Below are 19,143 nucleotides of genomic sequence, written 5' to 3'. Positions count from 1 at the left end.
TCAGGCCGCCGGCGTCTCGGTGATGTCGGCTTCCAGATCTAAATCAAAGTATTTTGCCGGATTCTCCAGCAGCACTTTGTGAGAGATCGTCTCGTCCACCTTGGTGAAGTTCTCCTCGATGAACTCCTGGGAGTCGGGAAACGACCCCACTGAGTGGGGGAAGTCAGTCCCCCACATGATGTTGTCCCACGGGATGATGTCGACCATGTCGAACACCACCGGATCGCGGATCACGCTGAAGTGGAAGTGGTCGAGCACCTGCTCGCTGGGCTTGCGCTCGTACTTCACCTTGAACCAGTCGCCGAACAGCTCGTAGTTGTCGTCCATGAAGTAGAGCGTGCCCGGCAGCCAACTGGCGTTGGTCTCGGCAAAGTAGAACTTGATGTCGGGGAACCGCTCCAGCACACCGGCGGCGATGAGCTGGGCCATGCAGTACACCGGGGAGTGGTTGCCGGCCCGCTGCACTAGGGCGCTGGCCCACGGGCTGTCGGACGTGCCCTTGGCCGCTGATTGCGGCGGCGCCTGACCTGCACCAAAGCCGAAATGCGGGGCCAGCTTGAGTCCCAACTCCAGGCTCTTCTCCCAGAACCGGTCGTCCACCGGGTCGGCATAGGGGCTCCCGTTGGGGAAGTTGTAGAACGCCACCGAAGGCAGGCCGGCCTCGGCGACGAACTCCAGTTCCTCTACCGCGTGGTCGATGCCGGTGATGGGCGTCACCGCGTTGCCGATGAGCCGGTCGGGCGCCACCGAGCAGTAGTCGTGGGCCAAGAATGTGTTGTAGGCCCGGATCATCGAGCGGTACACGTCGGGATCTTTGATGCCCTCGAGGAAGCGGCTGGCGAAGACCGGAGGGAACAGCACCTCGGCATCGATGCCGTCGAGGTCTTGCTCCCGAAGGCGCTGCTCAGCGGGGCCAGCCCCTTCGGCCGGGCTGCCGTCGGCGTTGAAATAGGTGCCGCCAGAGAACTTCACCTTGTCCCGCCCGGCAATGTTCTGACCGTTGCGAAGCAGGGGCTGACCCTCGATAAGCCATCCCTCTCCCCCCTCGGGAAGGTGGATGAGGCGGGGAGCTCTGTCTTTCCACCTTTCAGGGACGTACTTCACGAATACGTCAGGCGGCGTCTCCACATGCCCATCAGCGCTAATTACCTTGTACTTTCGGCCCATGGACGGAGCTTATTCGGACCGGACGGAGTCGATAAAAGTGGGGAAGAAACCCCGAGGGGCTCGGGGCGCCTCAGCAGCGCTTGCCCTTCTGATGGCTTTGACGCTGATGGCAGCCGGATGCTCCTCAGATGATGACGAGAGCCCTCCGGCCGCGGCCCCTACCGAGGCTCCGGCACCCGAACCGGAGCCCACCCCAGCGCCTACACCCGCGCCGCTGGTCGCGCTCACCAAATTTGGTGAGTTTCCGGTTGGGGTAATGACCTTGGAGCTAGGCGAGGAACCCGGCCAGCAGCCCCTCTCAGTCTAGTATCCCGCCGATTCAGAGGCGGTGGCCGGGATGGAAGCCGAGATCTACGACTCTTCCCAGGTCATCCCAGAAGCATTCCGATCTCTGATCCCCGACAGCATGCAGGGAGCGGTTGAGACCAATTCCTATCGCGACGCACCGCTGGCCGATGGGACCACCTATCCGGTGGTGATCTATAGCCACGGGTTTGGCGGCCACCGGGATGTTGCCATCTTCTTGACCACTCATATGGCATCGCACGGCATCGTGGTCGCATCCCCTGAGCACATCCACAGGAATCTGCCCGCCCAGGCCTTTGGTACCGCAGAGTCCAGTCCTGAGAAAGATCAGGCTGATGTGACCAACACGCTGACAGCCCTTGACGCCGTGTTCGGCGACAGCGCCGACACCTCAAGGGTGGGGATCATCGGCCACTCCGCCGGCGCCAGAACCGCTCTGAACGCATTGGCCAACGAGGCAGTATTGGCCGCTATTCCCCTGGCTGGAGGCGGTACTGCCCCACCAGAGGCCGCCGACAAACCGATCCTGGTGATAGTGGCAGAATTGGATCTCACCGTGCCCACCGAGAACAGCCTGGCCAGCTATAACTCAGCCCCTGGACCTCGAATCTTTGTGAATCTGGCTCAGGCAGGCCACAACAGCTTCACCGATAGCTGCCCAGTCATTCTGGCCGGAGGTGGGCTGGGAGTGCTCGAGCCTCTTCTTGGGGCTGAACAAGTGGCGCGGGCCGAAGACGGCTGCATGCCCCAATATGCCGATCCTCTGGCCATGCAGGCGGCCCTCAAACACCTGGCAACGTCATTCTTCTTGTCAAACCTGACCGACCGCATCGATGCTGCTGTCACCCCTGAATTCGCCGACCTCATCGAAGGTGTCGAATTGGCCGACTACCGCGAGGGCCGCTGAATGAGCACTGCCAGCCTCAATGTCGGAACCGGTGCTGAGAATGAGATGCCATGCTATGGGAGTGACCCTCGGCCCTGACGATCTGGTGCTCAGCTCCGGCTCTTTGGACAATCCCCCGATTGAGGTACTGGTAGAGGCGGCGGTGCTTGGAGGTTTCGCGGGCCTGACTCTGTGGCCTGCCGTCTATCCCGCCGACCCGGCCATTGGAGAGCGCATCCGAGACGCTGATTTGACCGTGGTGGACATGGATGCGGTCATCGTTTGGGTAGGTCCCGACGATCCCGGGGGCCCGTACTACGAGGAGGCGCCCCGGGAGGCAGTTTTCGAGGCGGCCGCCGCACTCGGTGCTTCTGGAGTGAACTCGCTGCTGGTCTGCCCAGGATCAGCGACCAAAGAGCAAGCAGCGGAGGCCATGGCCAGCCTGGCCGACCAGGCTGCCGACATCGGGGCGGACGTGTACATGGAGTTCAGCCGCAACCGGCCCATCCCCGATCCTGCTACCAGCGCCGAAGTGGTGGCGGCCACGGGACGAGCCAATTGCGGGCTCACCGTGGACTTCTGGCACGTGTTCTACGGTCCCGGAGATTTCGCCGATTTCGCGGCCATTCCCGGTTACCTGATCGGGGCCATCCAGCTCAACGACGCCCCCTCCGAACCCCCTGAAGACTTGGGCTGGGCCACCCGCTACCTCCGCTGCGTTCCCGGCGAAGGGGCTATGGACCTGTCGGGGGCGCTGCGGACTATCCGCGGTGCCGGGTGCCAAGCCCCCATAACCCTGGAGGTGTTCGACTCTGGCCGGCTGGAGGCGCTGGGGCCGGTGGGGTTCGCCCGCCTACTAGGCGACGCCACCCGCCGACTGCTGGCCGAACTCGATAGCTAGACGCCCACTCGCACCGGCAGGCCCGCAGCCTGGTAGACCGCGTCGACGAGCTCCATTGTCTTGATCGACTCTGAAGGCGGATACAGGTTTGGGCCGCCGTCTTCAACGCAGGCCCGAAAGGCTCGAAGCTGGCAGGTATAGGTTGCCACCGGCTCGGCCGTTTCCTGAAGAACGGTCTCCCCATTGGGATCAGTGATCGTCAGGCCCCTCCCCCACATCGGGGCCAGTGGGTTGTCGATGTGCAATTGCCCTTCAGTGCCGTTCACCACTACCTCGGCCCGGAACTCGAAATCGAATGCGTCTGGGTCAATGTCTTCGGGATCGCCGAGCTCGGCCTTCTGGTCGGTGCCGGTGAACTCCGAGAGCATGGACGCAGTGGCCCCACCGTCGCGATAGCGCAGTTCTGCGGTTGTTCGCCGGTCGACGTCTGGGGCCATCTCCTCGGACTCGGCCCTCACCACGTCGAGCTCACCGAATGCCCGGAGGTTGCTGAGGGCGTAGGAGCCGGTGTCCATGAGGGCGCCACCGGCCAGGTCGTAGCGGAAGCGGATGTCGTCGGGGCCGTGCATCGACGGAAATACCATGGCCGCTTCCACATGGGTCACCTCGCCCACTGCTCCGGAGCTCACTAGCTCGATGGCCCGGTCGGCTTGGGGGTGGAAGCGCCAGTGGTAGGCCTCCATAACCACTAGCCCGGTTCGCTCAGCGGCATCGGCCACTTGGCGGGCTTCGTCGGCGTTGGCGGTGTACGGCTTCTCCAGCAGTACCGGCTTGCCCGCTTCCAACGCGGCAATGGTCCAGCGGGCGTGGTGGGAGTTGGGCAGCGGGTTGTAGGCCGCATCGATCTCATCGGAGCCCAAGAGATCGTCATAGGTCTCGAACACCAGCGGGATGCCGTGCTCGTCGGCGTAGTCCCTGGCCCGCTGGGGATCACGGGCCGCCACCGCGGCCACCTCAACCCCGTCGATCTCCTTGGCCGGTTCGATCAAACCCATCGGCCCGATCCACGCCGCCCCCAACATGCCGATTCTCATGGGGGCAGGATAGCTACGCGGCAAAAGCGGCTTTGAGGTCAGAGGCAAACTCAGGCCGGCAGATGAGGATGCCCCATTGGGCCAGATCACGGCGGTTGTAGCGCAAAGGTGAGCCGTCGAGGTGGGAGGCGTGCAGGCCTGCGGCCAAAGCAACGGCGACCGGGGCGCAGGTGTCCCACTCATAGAGGCCGCCGGCATGAACCCAGGCGTCAGCCTCGCCAGTCACCACCGCCATGGCCTTCACCCCTGCGGAGCCCACGCCATACACATCGGCGTCCAGGTGGCGAGCCAGGCGATGCCCGTCCCATCGCACTCGGGAGCGGGACATCACTACCAGCGGCCGACGGCGCCCGGTGTCGGATAGCGGTTCCTCCATGCTGGCGGTGCTGAACGTCCGATCCCAGGGTGGCACGGCCACTGCCCCCGCAGTTGGCTCTCCATCTACCGACAGGCCGACATGCACCGCCCAGGTATCACTCCACTGATCGGCGAAGTCCGACGAGCCGTCCAGCGGGTCGACTATCCATACCCGCTCGGCCTCTAGGCGGGCACCGTCGTCCCGGCCCTCCTCCGACAGCACGACGTCGTCGGGACGCAGTTGGGCCAGCGCGCTGGTGAGATAGCGGTGGCTTAGCTGATCACCAGCCAACTCCCGATGGAGATAGCCTGTCCGGGACTCCTCCATTTCCTCTCGCAATGCCAGAAGCTGATCCCCGGCTTGCTGGGCCAGCCAGTGGGCCAGCTCATGGTCACTCGGTTCCGGGGTTTCGGTCACGGAGCCAGCACGATCGGGCGCCAGTCCAGCACCTGAACCGGTTCGGTGCCGCCTCGCTCGGCCTGCACGATCACGGTGAAGGCCAGGAGTCGGCCATTGGCCACCGAAATCGTCGCGTCGAGGGTGGCAGACACATCCACCACGTCGTCTTCGAACACCGGGCCGGTGTGATCGCAGAGGTGCCACCCCACCACGGTGGCCGCGGTGGGAAGCAGCCGCACGAGCCCGGCCTGGGCCAGACCCACGGTGTGGCCGCCATAAACGAGTCTCTTGCCTTCCTGGCCCAGGGAGGCATCCCGGTGCGGCGGGGCAAGATTCTGGGTGAGCCGCGCCAGCGCGGGGGCGTCGGTCACTGTGTCGCGCAACGGATCGCGCCGGGTCTCGCCAGGCGACCAGTCTTGGGGCGCTCCCAGGGGGGCCAAATCCCAATCGGTGGGCGCGGCTTCGATGAACGGGGTCATGTCCAGTTCAACCGGGGTACCCCCCAGATCATCGTGATGGCCGGTAGGGGCATCGGAGCGTCGGCGAACCAGAGCGCATCGCTCGAAGTCCAACACCAACCTGCCCTGGTCATCATGAGTTTGCATGCCCAGAAGCACCAGACCTCGGGGTGGCCGGTCGGGCCGAGATGATGCCACTCGCAGCCCCCGCACGGTGACCGTGGTGGCAAGCGTGTCGCCCACCCGCACAGTGCGCAGTTGGCGGACGCCCCGGTAGAACAGGTTGGCCACCACCTTGCGGGTGGCCACGGTGGACTGGCCTATGGCCACCTGCAATACCAGTGCGGGGTTGACGATTGCGCCGGGCTGGCCGGTCACGGCCTCCGCTAGCGGACGGCTCAAGCTGATGGCCAAGGGATCGCCGCAAATGGCCTGATAGACCGCGGCTTCACCTGGGCCGATGGTGATGGCCGGAGCAGGGTCGAGCTGCTCGCCCGCCGTGAAATCCTCAAACCAGGGGCCGTCTCCTGCCGGTGCAACCACAACCCGCAGTAAACCACGCCAGCAATGCCAGCAGTAGGGTCGGGCCATGGCAGCAGTTGCAAACGAGGAAGTCCCGGCCATCATCGAGGTGGCCATCAACGGCATCACCAGCCCCAATATCAATCCCAATGTCCCGCTGAGCCCCGAAGCCATTGGAGCCGATGCGCTGGCCTGCTTGGAGGGGGGCGCGGCCATCATCCACACCCACAACCACGACATCAGCCTCACCGGGGAGGCCGCGGCCCACCCCTACATCGAGGCCATGGCTCCCGTGCTGGCCGCCCGCCCCGACGCGCTTTGGTATCCCACGCTCACCTCTGGAGACCACCAGGCCAAATACGCCCACATGGCCATGATCGCCGCCGAGATGTCCTTGCGAATGGTGGTTGTAGACCCCGGTTCAACCAACATCGGCGGCGCCGGCCCCGACGGCCTGCCGGTGGGCGGCACCTACAAGAACGACTACGCCGAAATACGGGCCAGCTTCGACTTGTGCCGCGACAACGGCTGGGCCTCCGCGATGGCCATCTACGAGCCCGGCTTCTTGCAGTGCGTGCTCACCTACCACCGGGTCGGGCAGCTGCCCGCGGGGTCGATGGCCAAGCTCTACTTTGGAGCCAGAACACAAAAGACGGTCGCATTCTTGGGTGTGTTAGCGTTGTTCGTCACAGCCGTATTGATTCCCACGTTTGCCTAACAGGCTCAGTAGTCGCCGGAATGATGCTATTGAGACTCCCGCACCGCCGACGCAGCGCCTGATTTAGGGGCCGCGCGGATAGGTGACACAGATCTCAGCAAATTCCGTTCCGACCTCTATCAGAGCTAGCAAAGTTCCAGGTCAGGCGACCGCAGCCGCAGTCAGCGGTTCAAACGTTTTCGCAGGTCAGCACCTATCCGCTTGGCCCCTTAGTCCCAGGGGTGACCTTGCTGTGGTGGCCTCGATTACCTCTAGGTCTCAGCGCCCGGCTCGGCGGGCTGCCCGGCATTGTGTGCTGAGCGCTTAGAAGATGTATGGTGGGGGGCATATATCACCAAAACCCCCCACCACACACCCTAGAGGATACTGCTTCCAGCCCGGCAGGTGAACCCGATGGCGTGGCCGCGCGTGATTGTCCTAGAGACAAGCGCCAACTAATGGCCGCTCCGAAGGCTCGCGCCCACGCTTGGAACGTTTCCCTGCTGATCGGGTCCAGCTTTGTCTTGGCCTATTCATTAGCGCTGTTTTCAGGGCTGATCGGGCCTATTATCGGGTTGCTGGGAGCGGTTCTCTTTGTCGCCAACGGCGAGCGGGCGCGGCGGCAGCTTCGGCGGCAGTAACGCCCACTGCATCCGACAACTGACACCCGGGCAAAGTTTCCCAATTGAAACTGGCGGGACTTGTGCGCTCCCGACGACTCGGCTAGCTTCCCTGCCAGCGCTAGAAGGCTGTCATGATCTCGCGCCCACCAGAGAGTCCTATGAGGTGGAGGTGGACAAGACCCGTGAGGTTGATGTGTACAGCTTTGTTCCCAAGCGGGTTGCGGTGAACAAGACACGCGAGGTTGATGTGTACACCTGGGTGGCCGAGGATGTGTACAACTTCGTTCCCAGGCAGTTTGATGTTCAAAAGACCCGGCAGGTCCCGGTGTACAGCTATTTGACGGGGCGGAAGCGGGTGGCGCCGTATCGGGAGAGCTATACCTACAAGCCGCCGTGTATAACCGTCATAATCGGCGGCCAAGCCGGAACCTATTGCCCGCCGTCTGAGACGAGATGGCGGGAGGTTTTCAACTACAAGAGGACGACCATAAAGATCCAGGTCGGCACCCGCACCGAGACCTACAAGGCCAAAGAAACCCGCTATCGCTACGCATGTCCGACAGGCCACACCCTCAGCGGCGACAGGTGCCTACACCCGACGCCCACACCCGATCCCACGCCGACAACGACACCTGCACCTACAACCAACAACGGCGGTGGCACCCCGCCCACGCTATGCGCGTCGGGAACATACCCGTCTGCGGCGGTGGAGCAGGACGACAAGCCGACGGTTTGGTACGGCCAAATCAGCAAGAAGTGGAGGCTGGTCACCCCCGAGAACGAAGTAAGGGTGAGGTTAGAGGGACACCACACCGTCGGTGCCGAGTGGGTGCAGGTGGGCGACACCGGCTGCTACGCCCTGTCGTTCAATCCCTACGGCGTTGGCGATCCATGCGCCCCAGCAAATGTCCTCGGAACACTTGCTGGGGCGTTGGGAACGTCGGCGGCGGTTGTCAAGTGGCTCAAAGGCATCGCCGAGGCGACCAAGGTGGTCGCGACGCTCAGCCCGTTGGGGGTGTACTTGGGGGTTTGCGCGGTTGCCGACGTAGCGAAGTACATCCAGGAGAACTACATCGACTCCGACTCCGATGGTTCCGGCGACTCCACCGACGACGATTCCGGTTCCGATTCTGGCACCACTACCCCGACGCCTGCACCGACTCCCACCGCCACTCCCGCACCGACGGCCACGCCCGATCCGACGCCTTCGCCTGCCCCGCATCCTGTTTGCGGGGTTGTTACTGGGAGCGGGCCGCTTGATGGGTGGCCGAGCTACGACAAGCGGTGCGGCCCAACACCGAGGGCGGAAGCTGCGGACAGCAGCGAATGCACCGCTGTTGGGACAAGGTATGGCCGGATGATGTACATATGCGTTCGCGGCTGGTGGGACCGGAGGTAGCCGCCAGAACCCGCCCCGAAGGCCCGGCCACCGCGCAGTACATCGCCAGTGGCGACGGCGGCGAAGCCGCCGCGCCGGGCAAACACCGCCCCTCGGGATGGTGCGCGCCCAGATACCAAAGCACACGGGCCAGCCCCACCGCCGGGCTGATCCGGCTTGCCCGGGCTATGTCGCGGATGACCGCAAGGCGGGGGTGCTCCCACAGCGGTTCCAACAGTTCGGCGGGGTGGGTTTCCGGCTCGCCCCCTGGCCCGCCTTTTGGCCCGCTTTCCGGCTCGCCATCAGCCCCGTTTGAGCCTGCGGTGCCCGCCCCCGTTGAGCCAAACCGCTGCCCGCCCTCAGCGGTGAGCGGAACCACGGTGATCCGGGCCGCATATTCCAGGGCCTCCGTATTTGCCAGCCCCTTGCGCCGGGCCGTCAATTGCACGAAGTTGAGCGCCTCGCTGCTGTGGGTCCCGCAGAACGCCTTGTAGAGCCACCACCCGCCGATATCGACAAGGTGGGCTTCCGCACCCTGCCCGCTGTGGCCCCCCAGCACGCAGGCGAAGTTGCCCGAACCGGAGATTCTGCGGTCCAACTGCTCGTAGTGGCGGGGCTTGGGCGGCCGTTCGGGCCGCCCGGTGTCTACGCGTGTGTATGCCTGCATTCCGGCCATCCCACCCCCACGCCGAGACCCACCCCGAAGCCGGAGTATCCGCCGGGCAGCCACAAGCACGCTGGCTGGGGCGGTTGCCACAGCATTTTCCTGGTGTATCCGACGCCCAAGCCCACCCCCAAGCCATGCACCGGGCTGTTCTGCGGCATGACCCAGGTACAAATTTGTGCAGCAGCGGGACTGCCGGTCAACTCCAGCGGAACAGGATGCGGGCCAGCGCCGACGCCCGATCCCACACCCATAGGCTTGTGCTGAGCGTGGCGGCGGCTGTCTGTGTGGAAGCTAATGGCCGCCGCCACGCCGATGTTGAGGATTTCTTTGGTAACCCGACTATGCTGGCCGTATGACTTCTACACAGGTTTCGGAGGTCGGCCATTCCCGCATATCCAACCGGTCAGATCAGCGGCTGACCAGGCGGGGAAAAGTAGCGTTCTTTCTGGTCTGCTGGCCTTGCTGTGCAGGTGGTATGGCGATTGTCAGCCTGTTAGGAGCATCGGCCTGGTTTCAGCCTCTGGCAGGAGGTGTGGCGGCCGCTGTTTGTTTTGGTGTTGTTGAGCTATGGCGGCGACACCGTTACGGTATCTCTGGGTGAACCAGTAGCTGTTGCCTGACGTTTTGCGGGTGGGCTAGGTTTTGGGCCACTTATAGAGGCCCGAGAGCTCTTGCCCCGCGGTCAAATGTATTAGTGGGTCGGGTGTTGCCCCATCTTCTGCCTTTTCCCCTCCGAATGGATTGGGCTGGAGTGCGGGTTCAGTCATGGCCCCTTTCGGATTTGGCTGCGGGCGACGTGGGAAAGCGCTGCTACACTTCCCCCCACCCGCTCGATTCCCCGGTGGCCCGGCTGGCCCTCGAACTCGGCGGCCACCTCCATGTGGGCATCGAGGAGTTCTACGACCCCGACCGCTCCCCAACCAACCAGGAGCTCTTGGCCGAAGCAGTAGCGCTGTGCAACGAGGTTGGCCGCCCCATCGCCACCTGCGCCGAGACGGCCGAGATGCTGGAATTGCCCTAGACGCAGACGTTCTCCAACGCGCCCAGGCCCTCGATCTCGGAGCGGATCACGTCACCCGGCTTGAGATACAGCCCTTGGGCGTGGCCGACACCACCGGGGGTGCCGGTGAAGATGATGTCACCTGGATGCAAGGTGAGAATCGACGACAGGTACGAGACGATCTCGGCCACTGGGCGCATGAGGAAACTGGTTCGGCTGTTCTGGCGCAGCTCGCCGTTGACGCAGCACGAGATGGCCAGATCGTCGGGGTCTTCAACTAGATCGGGGCTGACCAGCGCCGGGCCCGTGGGGCCGAACGACGCTCTGGACTTGCCCAGATTGAATTGGGGGGGGGTGGCCGCCGATTGCAACTCCCGATCGGAGATGTCCTGGCCGATCATTATCCCGGCCACCCGGTCCCAAGCCTCTGATTCGTCCACGTTGCGGGTCTCGATACCGATCACTGCCACTAGCTCGCACTCGTAGTCGCAGTGGTCGCCTACTAGCTGCACCGGCGCAGCCGGGCCGGCCAGACAGGTGGGGAACTTGGTGAACACCACCGGCGCCTCGCTGGCCGCGCTGCCCAATGGGTCTTCTCGGTCGAGTTCTTCGATGTGGTCCATGTAGTTGAGGCCGTAGCCGAACACCTGCATGGGCGTAGGCATCGGCGGTCCCAGCTCGGCCAGCGTCACCTGCCCGTCGGGCGCGCCTCGGCCAGCCCAGCGGTCGTGCAATTCCTGAGGGCGGGTGAGGGCGTCCATCGGGTCGGCGCCCAAAGACCAATAATCCTGCCCATCGAGCAACACCGCCTGCCCGGCGCGGTTGGCCAGTCGAAAACTCACTGCGATCCTCTTTCCGCTACAGGGTGGCCGCGAACTCTACCGCGGAGCGCATGGCCCCCTCCAAGAATCCCGGCTGGGCGCAATCGCCCACTGCGTGGACTTCGGCACCAGCAGCCCGAAGCTCGTCGGCCAGCGAGGTGTCGGCGGTCAACTCGGAGGTGACCACTACCAGGTCGGCAGGCGTGGTCTGCTCGGTGCCGTTGGTGCGCCATACCACGCCGTCTTCGGTGATGGCTGTGACCTGGGCTCCGGTGACCAGATTCACCCCGGCTTGTCCAAGGTCGTGAACCACCCGCCAGCGCCCGGGCAAACCGAGCGAGAAGCCGAACGCTGGGCCGGACTCGATCAGCGTGACTTCGGCCCCTTGATGGTGGGCCGCTTCGGTGACCCCGAGGCCTGGTAAATCGCCGCCTAACACCGCGATCCGGGCAGCATCCAGCGGGTTGCCGTCCAGCAGCCACGGGGCCAGGTCATCCACCCCCCACACGTTGGGCACGTCGATGCCGTCCACCTCCGGGCGACCCCACCGTCCGCCTACCGCAACGACCACTGAATCCGGTGACAGAGCGCTGGCCGCGGCTGCGTCGAGGCGGGTATTGAGCCGCACATCCACTCTGAGCTGGTCGAGTTGGCGTTCGAACCACTCCATCAGCTCGGCGTTCACATCGCTGGTGGCCGACGCCAGCACCCATCGGCCGCCCAGTCGGTCGGAGGCCTCGGCCAGGATCACCTCATGTCCCCGCAAGGCGGCCACCCGGGCGGTCTCCATGCCCGAGGGTCCTCCACCCACCACCAGCACCCGCTTGGCCGACGGCGCCGATTCGGCAGTGAGCTGATCTTCCCGGCCCAGAAAGCCGTTACCCGCACATCGGGTGCCCACCCGCAAGAAGATGTTGCCGATGCAGCGGTAGTGGTACACGCAGGGTCGCACGTCTTCGGAATTACCCGTGGCCAGCTTGTTGGGCAGATCGGGGTCGGCCAGGATCTTGCGGCCCATGGCCACGAAGTCGTACTTGCCCTCGGCGATGTGCCGATCGGCGGCTTCAGGGCTGATCCGGCCCACGGCGATGACCGGCACGTCCACCTCGGCTTTGACCGCGGCCGCATTGGGCACCAACAGCTCAGGCACATGGGGGCCGTAGGAGTCGGTGGGTCCGGTGGCGATCCCGGGGTCGTGGTAGGCCGACACGTGGACGGCATCGGCACCCGCTGCGGTGGCCACTCGGGCGTTGTGGAGGGCGTCATCGAGAACGATGCCGTCGATGCCCACCTCGGTGCTGTTGAGCCGCACCCACACCGGGTAGTCGCCTCCCACCCGACGGCGTATCTCGGAGAGGATCTCCTCCAAGAATCGGGCCCGATTCTCCATCGAACCCCCGTACTCATCGTCGCGGCTGTTGATGGTGGGCGACAAGAAGGCGTCGATGAGATAGCCGTGTCCGCCGTGCAGTTCCACTGCGTCCACCCCGGCCTCCCGGGCCCGCACAGTGGCCGCGGCGAACTGGTCGACCACGGTGGCGATGTCGTCGTGGCCCATCACCCGGTAGTGGATCTTGGAGGTCGGAGCGATGAGCGGTTCCGCCATCATGGCCCCCTCATCTGCGGTCACCATCCCGTATAGCGGGTCGATGGTGGCCGGTCTCGGCTCCGAAGGTACCCATAGTGGCCGTCCCGCCATGGTGTCTTGCAGAGCGATCTTGCCGGCATGGGTGAGCTGCATGGCGATCTTGCCGCCGTGGGCGTGGATCCGGTCGGCCGCCCGCCTCCACGACGGGATGAACTTGTCGTCTGAGATTGCCGTTTGACGCTTGTTGGAGCAGCCCACCGGATGGGCCACTCCCACCGATCCCAGCATCACCACGGCCATGCCGCCCTTGGCCCGGGCCTCCAAGTAGGCGGCCTGGTCGTCGGACACCTCCCCGTTCTCGTCGCCCAGTTCTTCCCCCATCGGGGCCATGATCAGCCGATTGCGTAGCTCTAGAGTGCCAATGCGACCCGGCGACAGCAGATGCTCGTAGCTCATGGCCCCATCATGGCCCATCAGTAGGTTGCCGGTCAGAACTGAGTAGCCATGCCAAAGTGAAGCGAAAGCCGCGGGTCGGCATATGACTGCAACCGAGCCGCCTGATGCCCGTATTCTCACCAAGTGTCTTTGATCGCAGCGTGGGGGCTGATCAAGCAGTTCGGCGACTTCACCGCGGTCGACGGTATCGACTTCGAGGTCGAGCGGGGCGAGGTATTCGGCTTTCTGGGACCCAACGGTGCCGGCAAGTCGTCCACTATGCGGATGATCGGCTGTGTTTCCGACCCCACCGGGGGTGCCCTCCGCATCTTGGGGATGGACCCATCTCGTGAGGGCACCAAGATCCGGACTCGTCTCGGGGTGGTCCCCCAGCAGGACAACCTCGACGAGGAGCTCTCGGTGGCCGAGAACCTGTATGTGTACGGGCGGTATTTCGATCTGCCTCGGTCGTTGCTGCGCTCCCGCATCGCCGAACTGCTTGACTTTGTGCAGCTCACCGAGCGGGCCAACGACCACGTGGAGCCGCTGTCGGGAGGCATGAAACGGCGCCTCACCATCGCCCGGGCCCTGATCAGCGAGCCTGAAGTGCTGTTGTTGGATGAGCCCACCACCGGACTCGATCCCCAAGCCCGCCATGTGGTGTGGGAGCGGCTGTGGACTCTCAAGCGCCGGGGAGTGACTCAGGTGCTCACCACCCACTACATGGATGAGGCCGAGCAGCTCTGCGATCGCCTCGTGGTAATGGACCGGGGAAAGATCGTGGCTGAGGGTTCACCCCGCCAGCTCATCGAGCGCTACTCCACCCGAGAAGTGGTGGAGGTGCGCACCCACGGCCAAGTGACCGTGATGGCCGATGCCTTGCGCCGCTTGGGGGAGAGCCCGGAGGCCCAAACAAGAGACGAGCTCTACGAGCGGGTAGAGGAGTTGCCGGATCGGGTGCTGCTTTATACCGACCAAGGTGAGCGGCTAGTGGCCCTTCTCGGCGAGGTTGAGCATGAGAGCGTGCTGGTGCGACGCAGCACCCTTGAAGACGTGTTCTTGCACTTGACTGGCCGCTCGCTGGTGGACTGATGCCACCCGCCGCGGTCATTCCCCGTACAAAGTTGGCGGTTGAGTACTGGCTGTTGACCTATCGGCGCAACTGGAAGGGCTCGCTGCTCACCAGTTTCCTAAGTCCGATTCTGTTCCTGGCCGCCATGGGGTTGGGCTTGGGCTCGCTAGTCGACGCCGAGGTCGGTTCGGGCCGGGATCTGGGCGGGCTCGACTACTTGGACTTTCTGGCCCCCGGGCTGTTGGCCGGAAATGCCATGATGCTGGCGGTCAACGAGTCCACCTACCCGGTGCTGGGCGGATTCAAGTGGTACCGCACCTACATGGCCATGGCCGCTTCCCCGCTTCGGGGCCGCGACATTCTGCTGGGCCATTTCACCTACATGGCTTTTCGGGTGACCTTGGCCAGTTTTGTGTTCCTTGGGGTGATGGCCGCCTTCGGAGCGGTCTCGTCGCCGCTGGCGGTGCTGGCCCCAATTTGCGCTGCCCTGTGTGGCATGGCCTTCGCCACCCCCACTGCGGCCTTTGTCGCCACTCGGATCAACGCCGACAACTTCAGCACCTACACCCGGTTCGTGATCATGCCCATGTTCTTGTTCTCGGGCATCTTCTACCCGGTTTCCCAGCTGCCTATCGTCCTCGAGCAGATCGCCTGGCTCACCCCGGTGTGGCACGGGGTGCGGCTGTGCCGGGCACTGAGCACCGGCAGCGGAGTGAGCTGGGAGCTGGCCGGGCATCTTGCCTACCTGTTGGCCCTGATCCTGGTCGGCACGCTGCTGTCGGCCAGGACCTTTACCCGAAGGCTGTACGAATGAGCCCGGCCAATGTGAAGCAGGGACGACGTCCGTCGAGGCTGAGATTGGCCTCGACGGCGGGCTTGTTGCCGTCGCATCGGTTCGCCCGCGTCGTCGAGCGCAACATCACCGTGTACCGGCGCACCTGGGTCACGCTGCTGTCGGGGTTCTTCGAACCGGTGTTCTACCTGCTGTCCATCGGCATCGGCATCGGCGAGCTGGTGGGCGACGTGACCGTCGGCGGGCGCACCGTCGACTACCGCACGTTTGTAGCCCCGGGGCTGTTGGCCACCTCGGCCATGAACGGCACCTTCTACGACAGCACCATGAACATGTACTACAAGCTCACCTGGGCCAAGATCTACGACGCGGTGCTGGCAACTCCAGTGGGCGTGGTGGATCTGGCCTTGGGCGAGATGGGCTGGTCGGTGCTGCGGGCCACCCTGTACTCCGGCGGCTTCTTGGGAATCATGGCCGGGTTAGGGCTGGTGGACTCATTCTGGGCCATCGCCGCACTGCCAGGGGCAACGCTGATCGGATTCACCTTCGCGGCCTTGGGGATGGCCGCCACCAGCTACATGCGGAACTGGAACGATCTCGACCTGGTGACCGTGCCGCTCATCGTGCAGTTCCTGTTCTCCGCCACCTTCTTCCCGCTCGACACCTACCCCCGAGCAGTGCAGTACCTGGTGCAGGCCACCCCGCTCTACCACGGCGTGGCCATGGAGCGAGCCTTCATCGCCGGCGACATCAGCCTCAACCTCATCGCCCACATCGCCTACCTCCTGGCCCTTGCCGCCCTTGGCGCCGCCATTGCCAGCCGCCGCCTAGGCCAACTGCTCACCCCGTGAACTCCTGGAGCATCGGAGTCTACGGGGCCATCTCCCACAGCGGATGACCGATCTGGCAAGGGTTTTCGACTAATCGGAACACACAGTCGCTTCGTCGATACCAAATGCCGCCTCGACAGTTTCGATCGTACGCTCGTCGCGCAATTTGCAGACCGTTACCTGCGAGGCAAAAAGTCCCTTCTCCCACACACCTTCGTCGAGCGACCTTGTGCCAAACCACTCGACTGGCACAACCATCTCAGCCACTTCTGGATCTTCCGAAGCTGCTCCCGGATGCCATCCTGTTAGTTCAGGCAAGAGAAGAAAGGGTTCGAGTTGGCCATTGATCTCGATCTTGGCATCTCGTGCTGGAATCATCTCCCCGGTTACTCGGCCTATACCCACATAGCCAGCTCCCGCCACATATGCGAACACACGGTTTCCTGGATTCAGGTTTCGCAGGGGCTTCCAATACCACGAGCCATGGCCTGCATTGAGCAGTCCGTATTTTCTTGCTACCGACCAACGGCTGAGTTCCTCCTCATCCGCTTGACCGAGCACGACGTAGAAATCCCGACCATTCCAAGGTCGCTGCTTACTGCGCGAAGATCGAGCAGCCTTCACCTCTGCCTGCTGTGGATCCAGTAACCAAGTCCGAGCCAGGTACTCGCGACCGTCATCGCTGAAGTGGCGGAAGAAGAGGGCGTTGATGGGAACGCCATAGGACTCTGCGAGAAACTCGACAATGCGATCAGAAGTTGGGTCAAGTTCGGAAGCAACGACCGTGAACTGTTGCTCCTCATTGACAACGTCCGGCAAAGGACTATCGAATTGCTGGGCGAAGGCCTCATCAAGATGCATGTCACCATCGTGATGGGCGAGGTAGATCTGCTGAAGTTCTTCAAGGCTTAGACCCGTCACCCAAGATCCATAGTCGAGCGTTTGGGCGACAACGTCTCTAGGGGTCCGATCACGCTTGAGTTCGAGCACGTGAACGCAACCATTCGCATCAAGGGCCAGAAGATCCACTAACCCCCCATAGCTTGTCGGCACCTGCCTTCCCAATATCAGAAGGCTGGTCCCGATCATGCTGGGATCCTGAGCGAGCATGTCCTCGAGACGGCGCTCGGAGTTAAGCGGCGACGACACCAACTGCTGCGGCCCTGCGTCTGTCATTCGCCAGATCGCCATTTCTACCGCCATATGACCTCCCTCGGGTTGCGCACATGATGCCACTCGGCTGTGATAGACGACACAAGTCTGTTGCTTCCGCGATGACACCTCTCCACAAGACAGACAAGTTGTCACTGCTCCGGGGTATACCAGTGGTATGGCGAATAGTCTCCAGGAACTCGTTGTAGCAGCCGTTCCAACAGCGATCAGCGAGCAACGGATCTCGAACCTCCGTGATGATCTCAATGGCAAACTGGAGGAAGCACTCACAGGCTGGGACCGACCTGAAGGCCCTCTTAGGATCACTAAGGATCGGCTTCGGCGAAGCATGACCTGCACCGCCCAGCTCATGGGTGGCGGTCCTGCTGCATTGAACGAGCACCTTGCCATCGGCCGCGTCGTTGATGTTGCTGCCTCAGTGCTTGCTCTCGCTCCAGCGGCGCCTCACGAACGGATCGAGAACGGACAGCAAGTTCCGGGGACTTGGCGTCACGCCATTGCAGAGCCGCTCCGCACCGAAGACCTAGACCTCAGGGAGTGGTACGAGGCCCTATCTGCAGAAGGCAAGAGGGATCACGACGAGACCGTCGAAGCTCGGTGCGAGGAGTTGAAGAGGGCGATCGGTAATCTGACCGAGTTCACGGTGATCTCTCAAAGTCGAACGATCATCGACCTAGCGGCGGATGTTGTTTTGTCGGGTAGGCCAGATCTTGTCGTGCTGGGACCTGCGCGCGTCATCGTTGAGATCAAATCGGGCAAGGGATTCGGCATCGACGACGAACTCGCCTTCTATGCATTGGTCGACGCCCTGAGCCAAGGTGCGGCTCCTTCTGTCATCGTAGGAGTGTCCCTGCTGCCATCAACCGCGGTTACTCCGCAAACTGTCAATTTGGACCTTCTTCAAGGAACCGCTGACCGAGTCATGCAGGCTGTACGACGATGCCGAACAGTCGACGAATCGGTTGCCAAGAACCGATGGCCACTGACTTCTTCTGGACGTCATTGCCTGATCTGCGACCACGCTGAGCGATGTCCCGACATTCCAGACGAACTCCTCGAAGAAGCGCTCTTGATGAATAACCATGAACTCGACGACGACTTCTACAACAACGAGGAGGAAGCGTGATCGCTGCTCAGGATGTTGAGCTTGCTCTCATTGAAGGGCTGGAGGCAGTGGCGCTCCAGTGTCAGGAACGACCAAGGAGATACGAAGACTGGCACATCGTCAAAGACTTTGACGCGACAAATGCATCCGCTTGCGAGGCATCATGCGCAGCCCATGTGTTCAACAACGATGGCTTTAGCCCAGACGTTTTCAAGTCGTTCAAAACGCTGGCACGAGATTCAATTCACCGCGATGGGTCGCCTAGGGACGCCGTCGTGGCTTCCCTCATGGCCCTCCGACGGGATGCTGAACGCCCAAGAGGGCTTGACTGGCTATACCGATATATCTGGCACGAGATCGATGAGCCGCAGCGAGCTCGCCTTGCCTCCATGTCCATTAGCTGGTTCGCTCGGCTCTCTTCGGCGCTTGGGCATCCGGATATGTCGCACTGGAAGGGCGGTGAACGTGTCCAATGGCAGTATCCAGAGCGCGGGCTGCGCCTCGAAGCCACTATCGACGCCGTAACTGATCAAGGAGACTTGGTGATTGTGGGACCGGCCACGGATGAAGCCGATGCCAAGGCCGCCTACTCCGCGGTCATCTTCGTCGCCTCAAGAAGGCGTGTGCCCGAGGTTGTCCTTCTTGTCGACCCTTCTCGCCGGACAGCACGGACATTTGAAATTTCGGAACTCCTCAGTACCGGATTGCGAACCGCCGAATCGGCTGCTCGGGCAGTCATCACGGCATCATCAAGAGAACTGGCGGGACTTACCAAGACTCCCTCGTGCTTCATTTGTCGGGATTGCCCTGGACTGGATCAGTGCGGCGAAGGGAAAGATTTGCTGAATCAGCCGGTGACCGTCCGAGGCGGCATGCGAATTCAGTGGACATCCAGGAAACTGCTTGCCACTTGACTTGAACTAGGTCAGA

17 protein-coding genes are annotated in these 19,143 nt (G+C 63.1%); 10 read left to right on the top strand and 7 right to left on the bottom strand.

Annotated elements, in window-relative coordinates:
- Positions 1 to 1,167: an amidohydrolase family protein gene (locus OXG30_15080; GenBank protein MCY4136213.1), complete on the bottom strand. Its 1,167-nt coding sequence runs from the start codon at positions 1,165 to 1,167 to the stop codon at positions 1 to 3.
- Positions 1,168 to 1,504: 337 nt separating this feature from the next.
- Between OXG30_15080 and OXG30_15075 the strand changes: the two genes are divergently transcribed.
- Both OXG30_15075 and OXG30_15070 read left to right on the top strand, forming a co-directional pair.
- On the top strand, positions 1,505 to 2,380 hold the full coding sequence (locus OXG30_15075; GenBank protein MCY4136212.1) for a dienelactone hydrolase family protein: 876 nt from the start codon (positions 1,505 to 1,507) through the stop codon (positions 2,378 to 2,380).
- A gap of 55 nt (positions 2,381 to 2,435) precedes the next feature.
- Positions 2,436 to 3,260 (top strand): sugar phosphate isomerase/epimerase, encoded by an 825-nt coding sequence (locus OXG30_15070; protein MCY4136211.1) that lies wholly within the window; start codon positions 2,436 to 2,438, stop codon positions 3,258 to 3,260.
- On the opposite strand, the gene OXG30_15065 is transcribed toward OXG30_15070, so the two are convergent.
- The 3 genes from OXG30_15065 to OXG30_15055 are packed head-to-tail and all read right to left on the bottom strand — an operon-like array spanning position 3,257 to position 6,052.
- Entirely contained in the window at positions 3,257 to 4,294 is a 1,038-nt protein-coding gene (locus OXG30_15065) for a Gfo/Idh/MocA family oxidoreductase (protein MCY4136210.1), read from the bottom strand. The genes OXG30_15070 and OXG30_15065 overlap by 4 nt on opposite strands.
- 13 nt (positions 4,295 to 4,307) lie before the next feature.
- Positions 4,308 to 5,069: a 3'(2'),5'-bisphosphate nucleotidase CysQ gene (locus OXG30_15060; GenBank protein ID MCY4136209.1), complete on the bottom strand. Its 762-nt coding sequence runs from the start codon at positions 5,067 to 5,069 to the stop codon at positions 4,308 to 4,310.
- On the bottom strand, positions 5,066 to 6,052 hold the full coding sequence (locus tag OXG30_15055; GenBank protein MCY4136208.1) for an acyl dehydratase: 987 nt from the start codon (positions 6,050 to 6,052) through the stop codon (positions 5,066 to 5,068). The genes OXG30_15060 and OXG30_15055 overlap by 4 nt, the downstream gene beginning before the upstream one ends.
- A gap of 46 nt (positions 6,053 to 6,098) precedes the next feature.
- Between OXG30_15055 and OXG30_15050 the strand changes: the two genes are divergently transcribed.
- The 3 genes from OXG30_15050 to OXG30_15040 all read left to right on the top strand — a co-directional run bounded on the left by OXG30_15050 (position 6,099) and on the right by OXG30_15040 (position 10,417).
- Positions 6,099 to 6,749, top strand: coding sequence for a 3-keto-5-aminohexanoate cleavage protein (locus tag OXG30_15050; GenBank protein ID MCY4136207.1), 651 nt, complete (start codon positions 6,099 to 6,101; stop codon positions 6,747 to 6,749).
- Positions 6,750 to 7,520: 771 nt separating this feature from the next.
- Positions 7,521 to 8,750, top strand: a complete 1,230-nt coding sequence (locus OXG30_15045; protein MCY4136206.1) for a hypothetical protein — start codon at positions 7,521 to 7,523, stop codon at positions 8,748 to 8,750.
- Positions 8,751 to 10,132: 1,382 nt separating this feature from the next.
- A complete protein-coding gene (locus tag OXG30_15040) occupies positions 10,133 to 10,417 on the top strand; it encodes a 3-keto-5-aminohexanoate cleavage protein (GenBank protein ID MCY4136205.1) in 285 nt (94 codons plus the stop codon).
- Here the strand turns inward: OXG30_15040 and OXG30_15035 are convergent.
- Together OXG30_15035 and OXG30_15030 are read right to left on the bottom strand one after the other, a co-directional pair.
- Complete coding sequence (locus OXG30_15035) at positions 10,414 to 11,238, bottom strand: fumarylacetoacetate hydrolase family protein (protein MCY4136204.1); 825 nt, start codon at positions 11,236 to 11,238, stop codon at positions 10,414 to 10,416. The two genes, OXG30_15040 and OXG30_15035, sit on opposite strands and share 4 nt — an antisense overlap.
- A 16-nt stretch (positions 11,239 to 11,254) precedes the next feature.
- Positions 11,255 to 13,261 carry an FAD-dependent oxidoreductase gene (locus OXG30_15030; GenBank protein ID MCY4136203.1) on the bottom strand — a complete coding sequence of 669 codons (2,007 nt, stop codon included), beginning with the start codon at positions 13,259 to 13,261 and terminating at the stop codon, positions 11,255 to 11,257.
- Positions 13,262 to 13,384: 123 nt separating this feature from the next.
- On the opposite strand from OXG30_15030, the gene OXG30_15025 reads away from it, so the two are divergent.
- From OXG30_15025 to OXG30_15015, 3 genes are read left to right on the top strand one after another with little or no spacing between them, the layout of a single operon-like run.
- Positions 13,385 to 14,332 carry an ABC transporter ATP-binding protein gene (locus tag OXG30_15025; GenBank protein MCY4136202.1) on the top strand — a complete coding sequence of 316 codons (948 nt, stop codon included), beginning with the start codon at positions 13,385 to 13,387 and terminating at the stop codon, positions 14,330 to 14,332.
- Between the two features lie 32 nt (positions 14,333 to 14,364).
- The gene (locus OXG30_15020) at positions 14,365 to 15,126 is read left to right on the top strand and encodes an ABC transporter permease (GenBank protein MCY4136201.1); all 762 of its coding nucleotides are present in this window, start codon (positions 14,365 to 14,367) and stop codon (positions 15,124 to 15,126) included.
- A complete protein-coding gene (locus OXG30_15015) occupies positions 15,123 to 15,956 on the top strand; it encodes an ABC transporter permease (protein MCY4136200.1) in 834 nt (277 codons plus the stop codon). The genes OXG30_15020 and OXG30_15015 overlap by 4 nt, the downstream gene beginning before the upstream one ends.
- 69 nt (positions 15,957 to 16,025) lie before the next feature.
- Here OXG30_15015 and OXG30_15010 read toward each other — a convergent pair whose 3' ends face one another.
- Complete coding sequence (locus OXG30_15010) at positions 16,026 to 17,138, bottom strand: endonuclease NucS (protein ID MCY4136199.1); 1,113 nt, start codon at positions 17,136 to 17,138, stop codon at positions 16,026 to 16,028.
- Between the two features lie 127 nt (positions 17,139 to 17,265).
- Between OXG30_15010 and OXG30_15005 the strand changes: the two genes are divergently transcribed.
- Both OXG30_15005 and OXG30_15000 read left to right on the top strand, forming a co-directional pair.
- Positions 17,266 to 18,234: a PD-(D/E)XK nuclease family protein gene (locus OXG30_15005; GenBank protein MCY4136198.1), complete on the top strand. Its 969-nt coding sequence runs from the start codon at positions 17,266 to 17,268 to the stop codon at positions 18,232 to 18,234.
- Complete coding sequence (locus OXG30_15000; GenBank protein MCY4136197.1) at positions 18,231 to 19,127, top strand: hypothetical protein; 897 nt, start codon at positions 18,231 to 18,233, stop codon at positions 19,125 to 19,127. Before OXG30_15005 ends, OXG30_15000 begins: the two co-directional genes overlap by 4 nt.
- The last annotated feature ends 16 nt before the right edge of the window (positions 19,128 to 19,143 follow it).

The sequence above is a fragment of the bacterium genome, assembly GCA_026708015.1.
GTDB lineage: Bacteria > Actinomycetota > Acidimicrobiia > Acidimicrobiales > Bin134 > Poriferisocius.
Note: the sequence above shows the minus strand (reverse complement) of the source record. Positions and strands in the feature narration are given on the sequence as shown.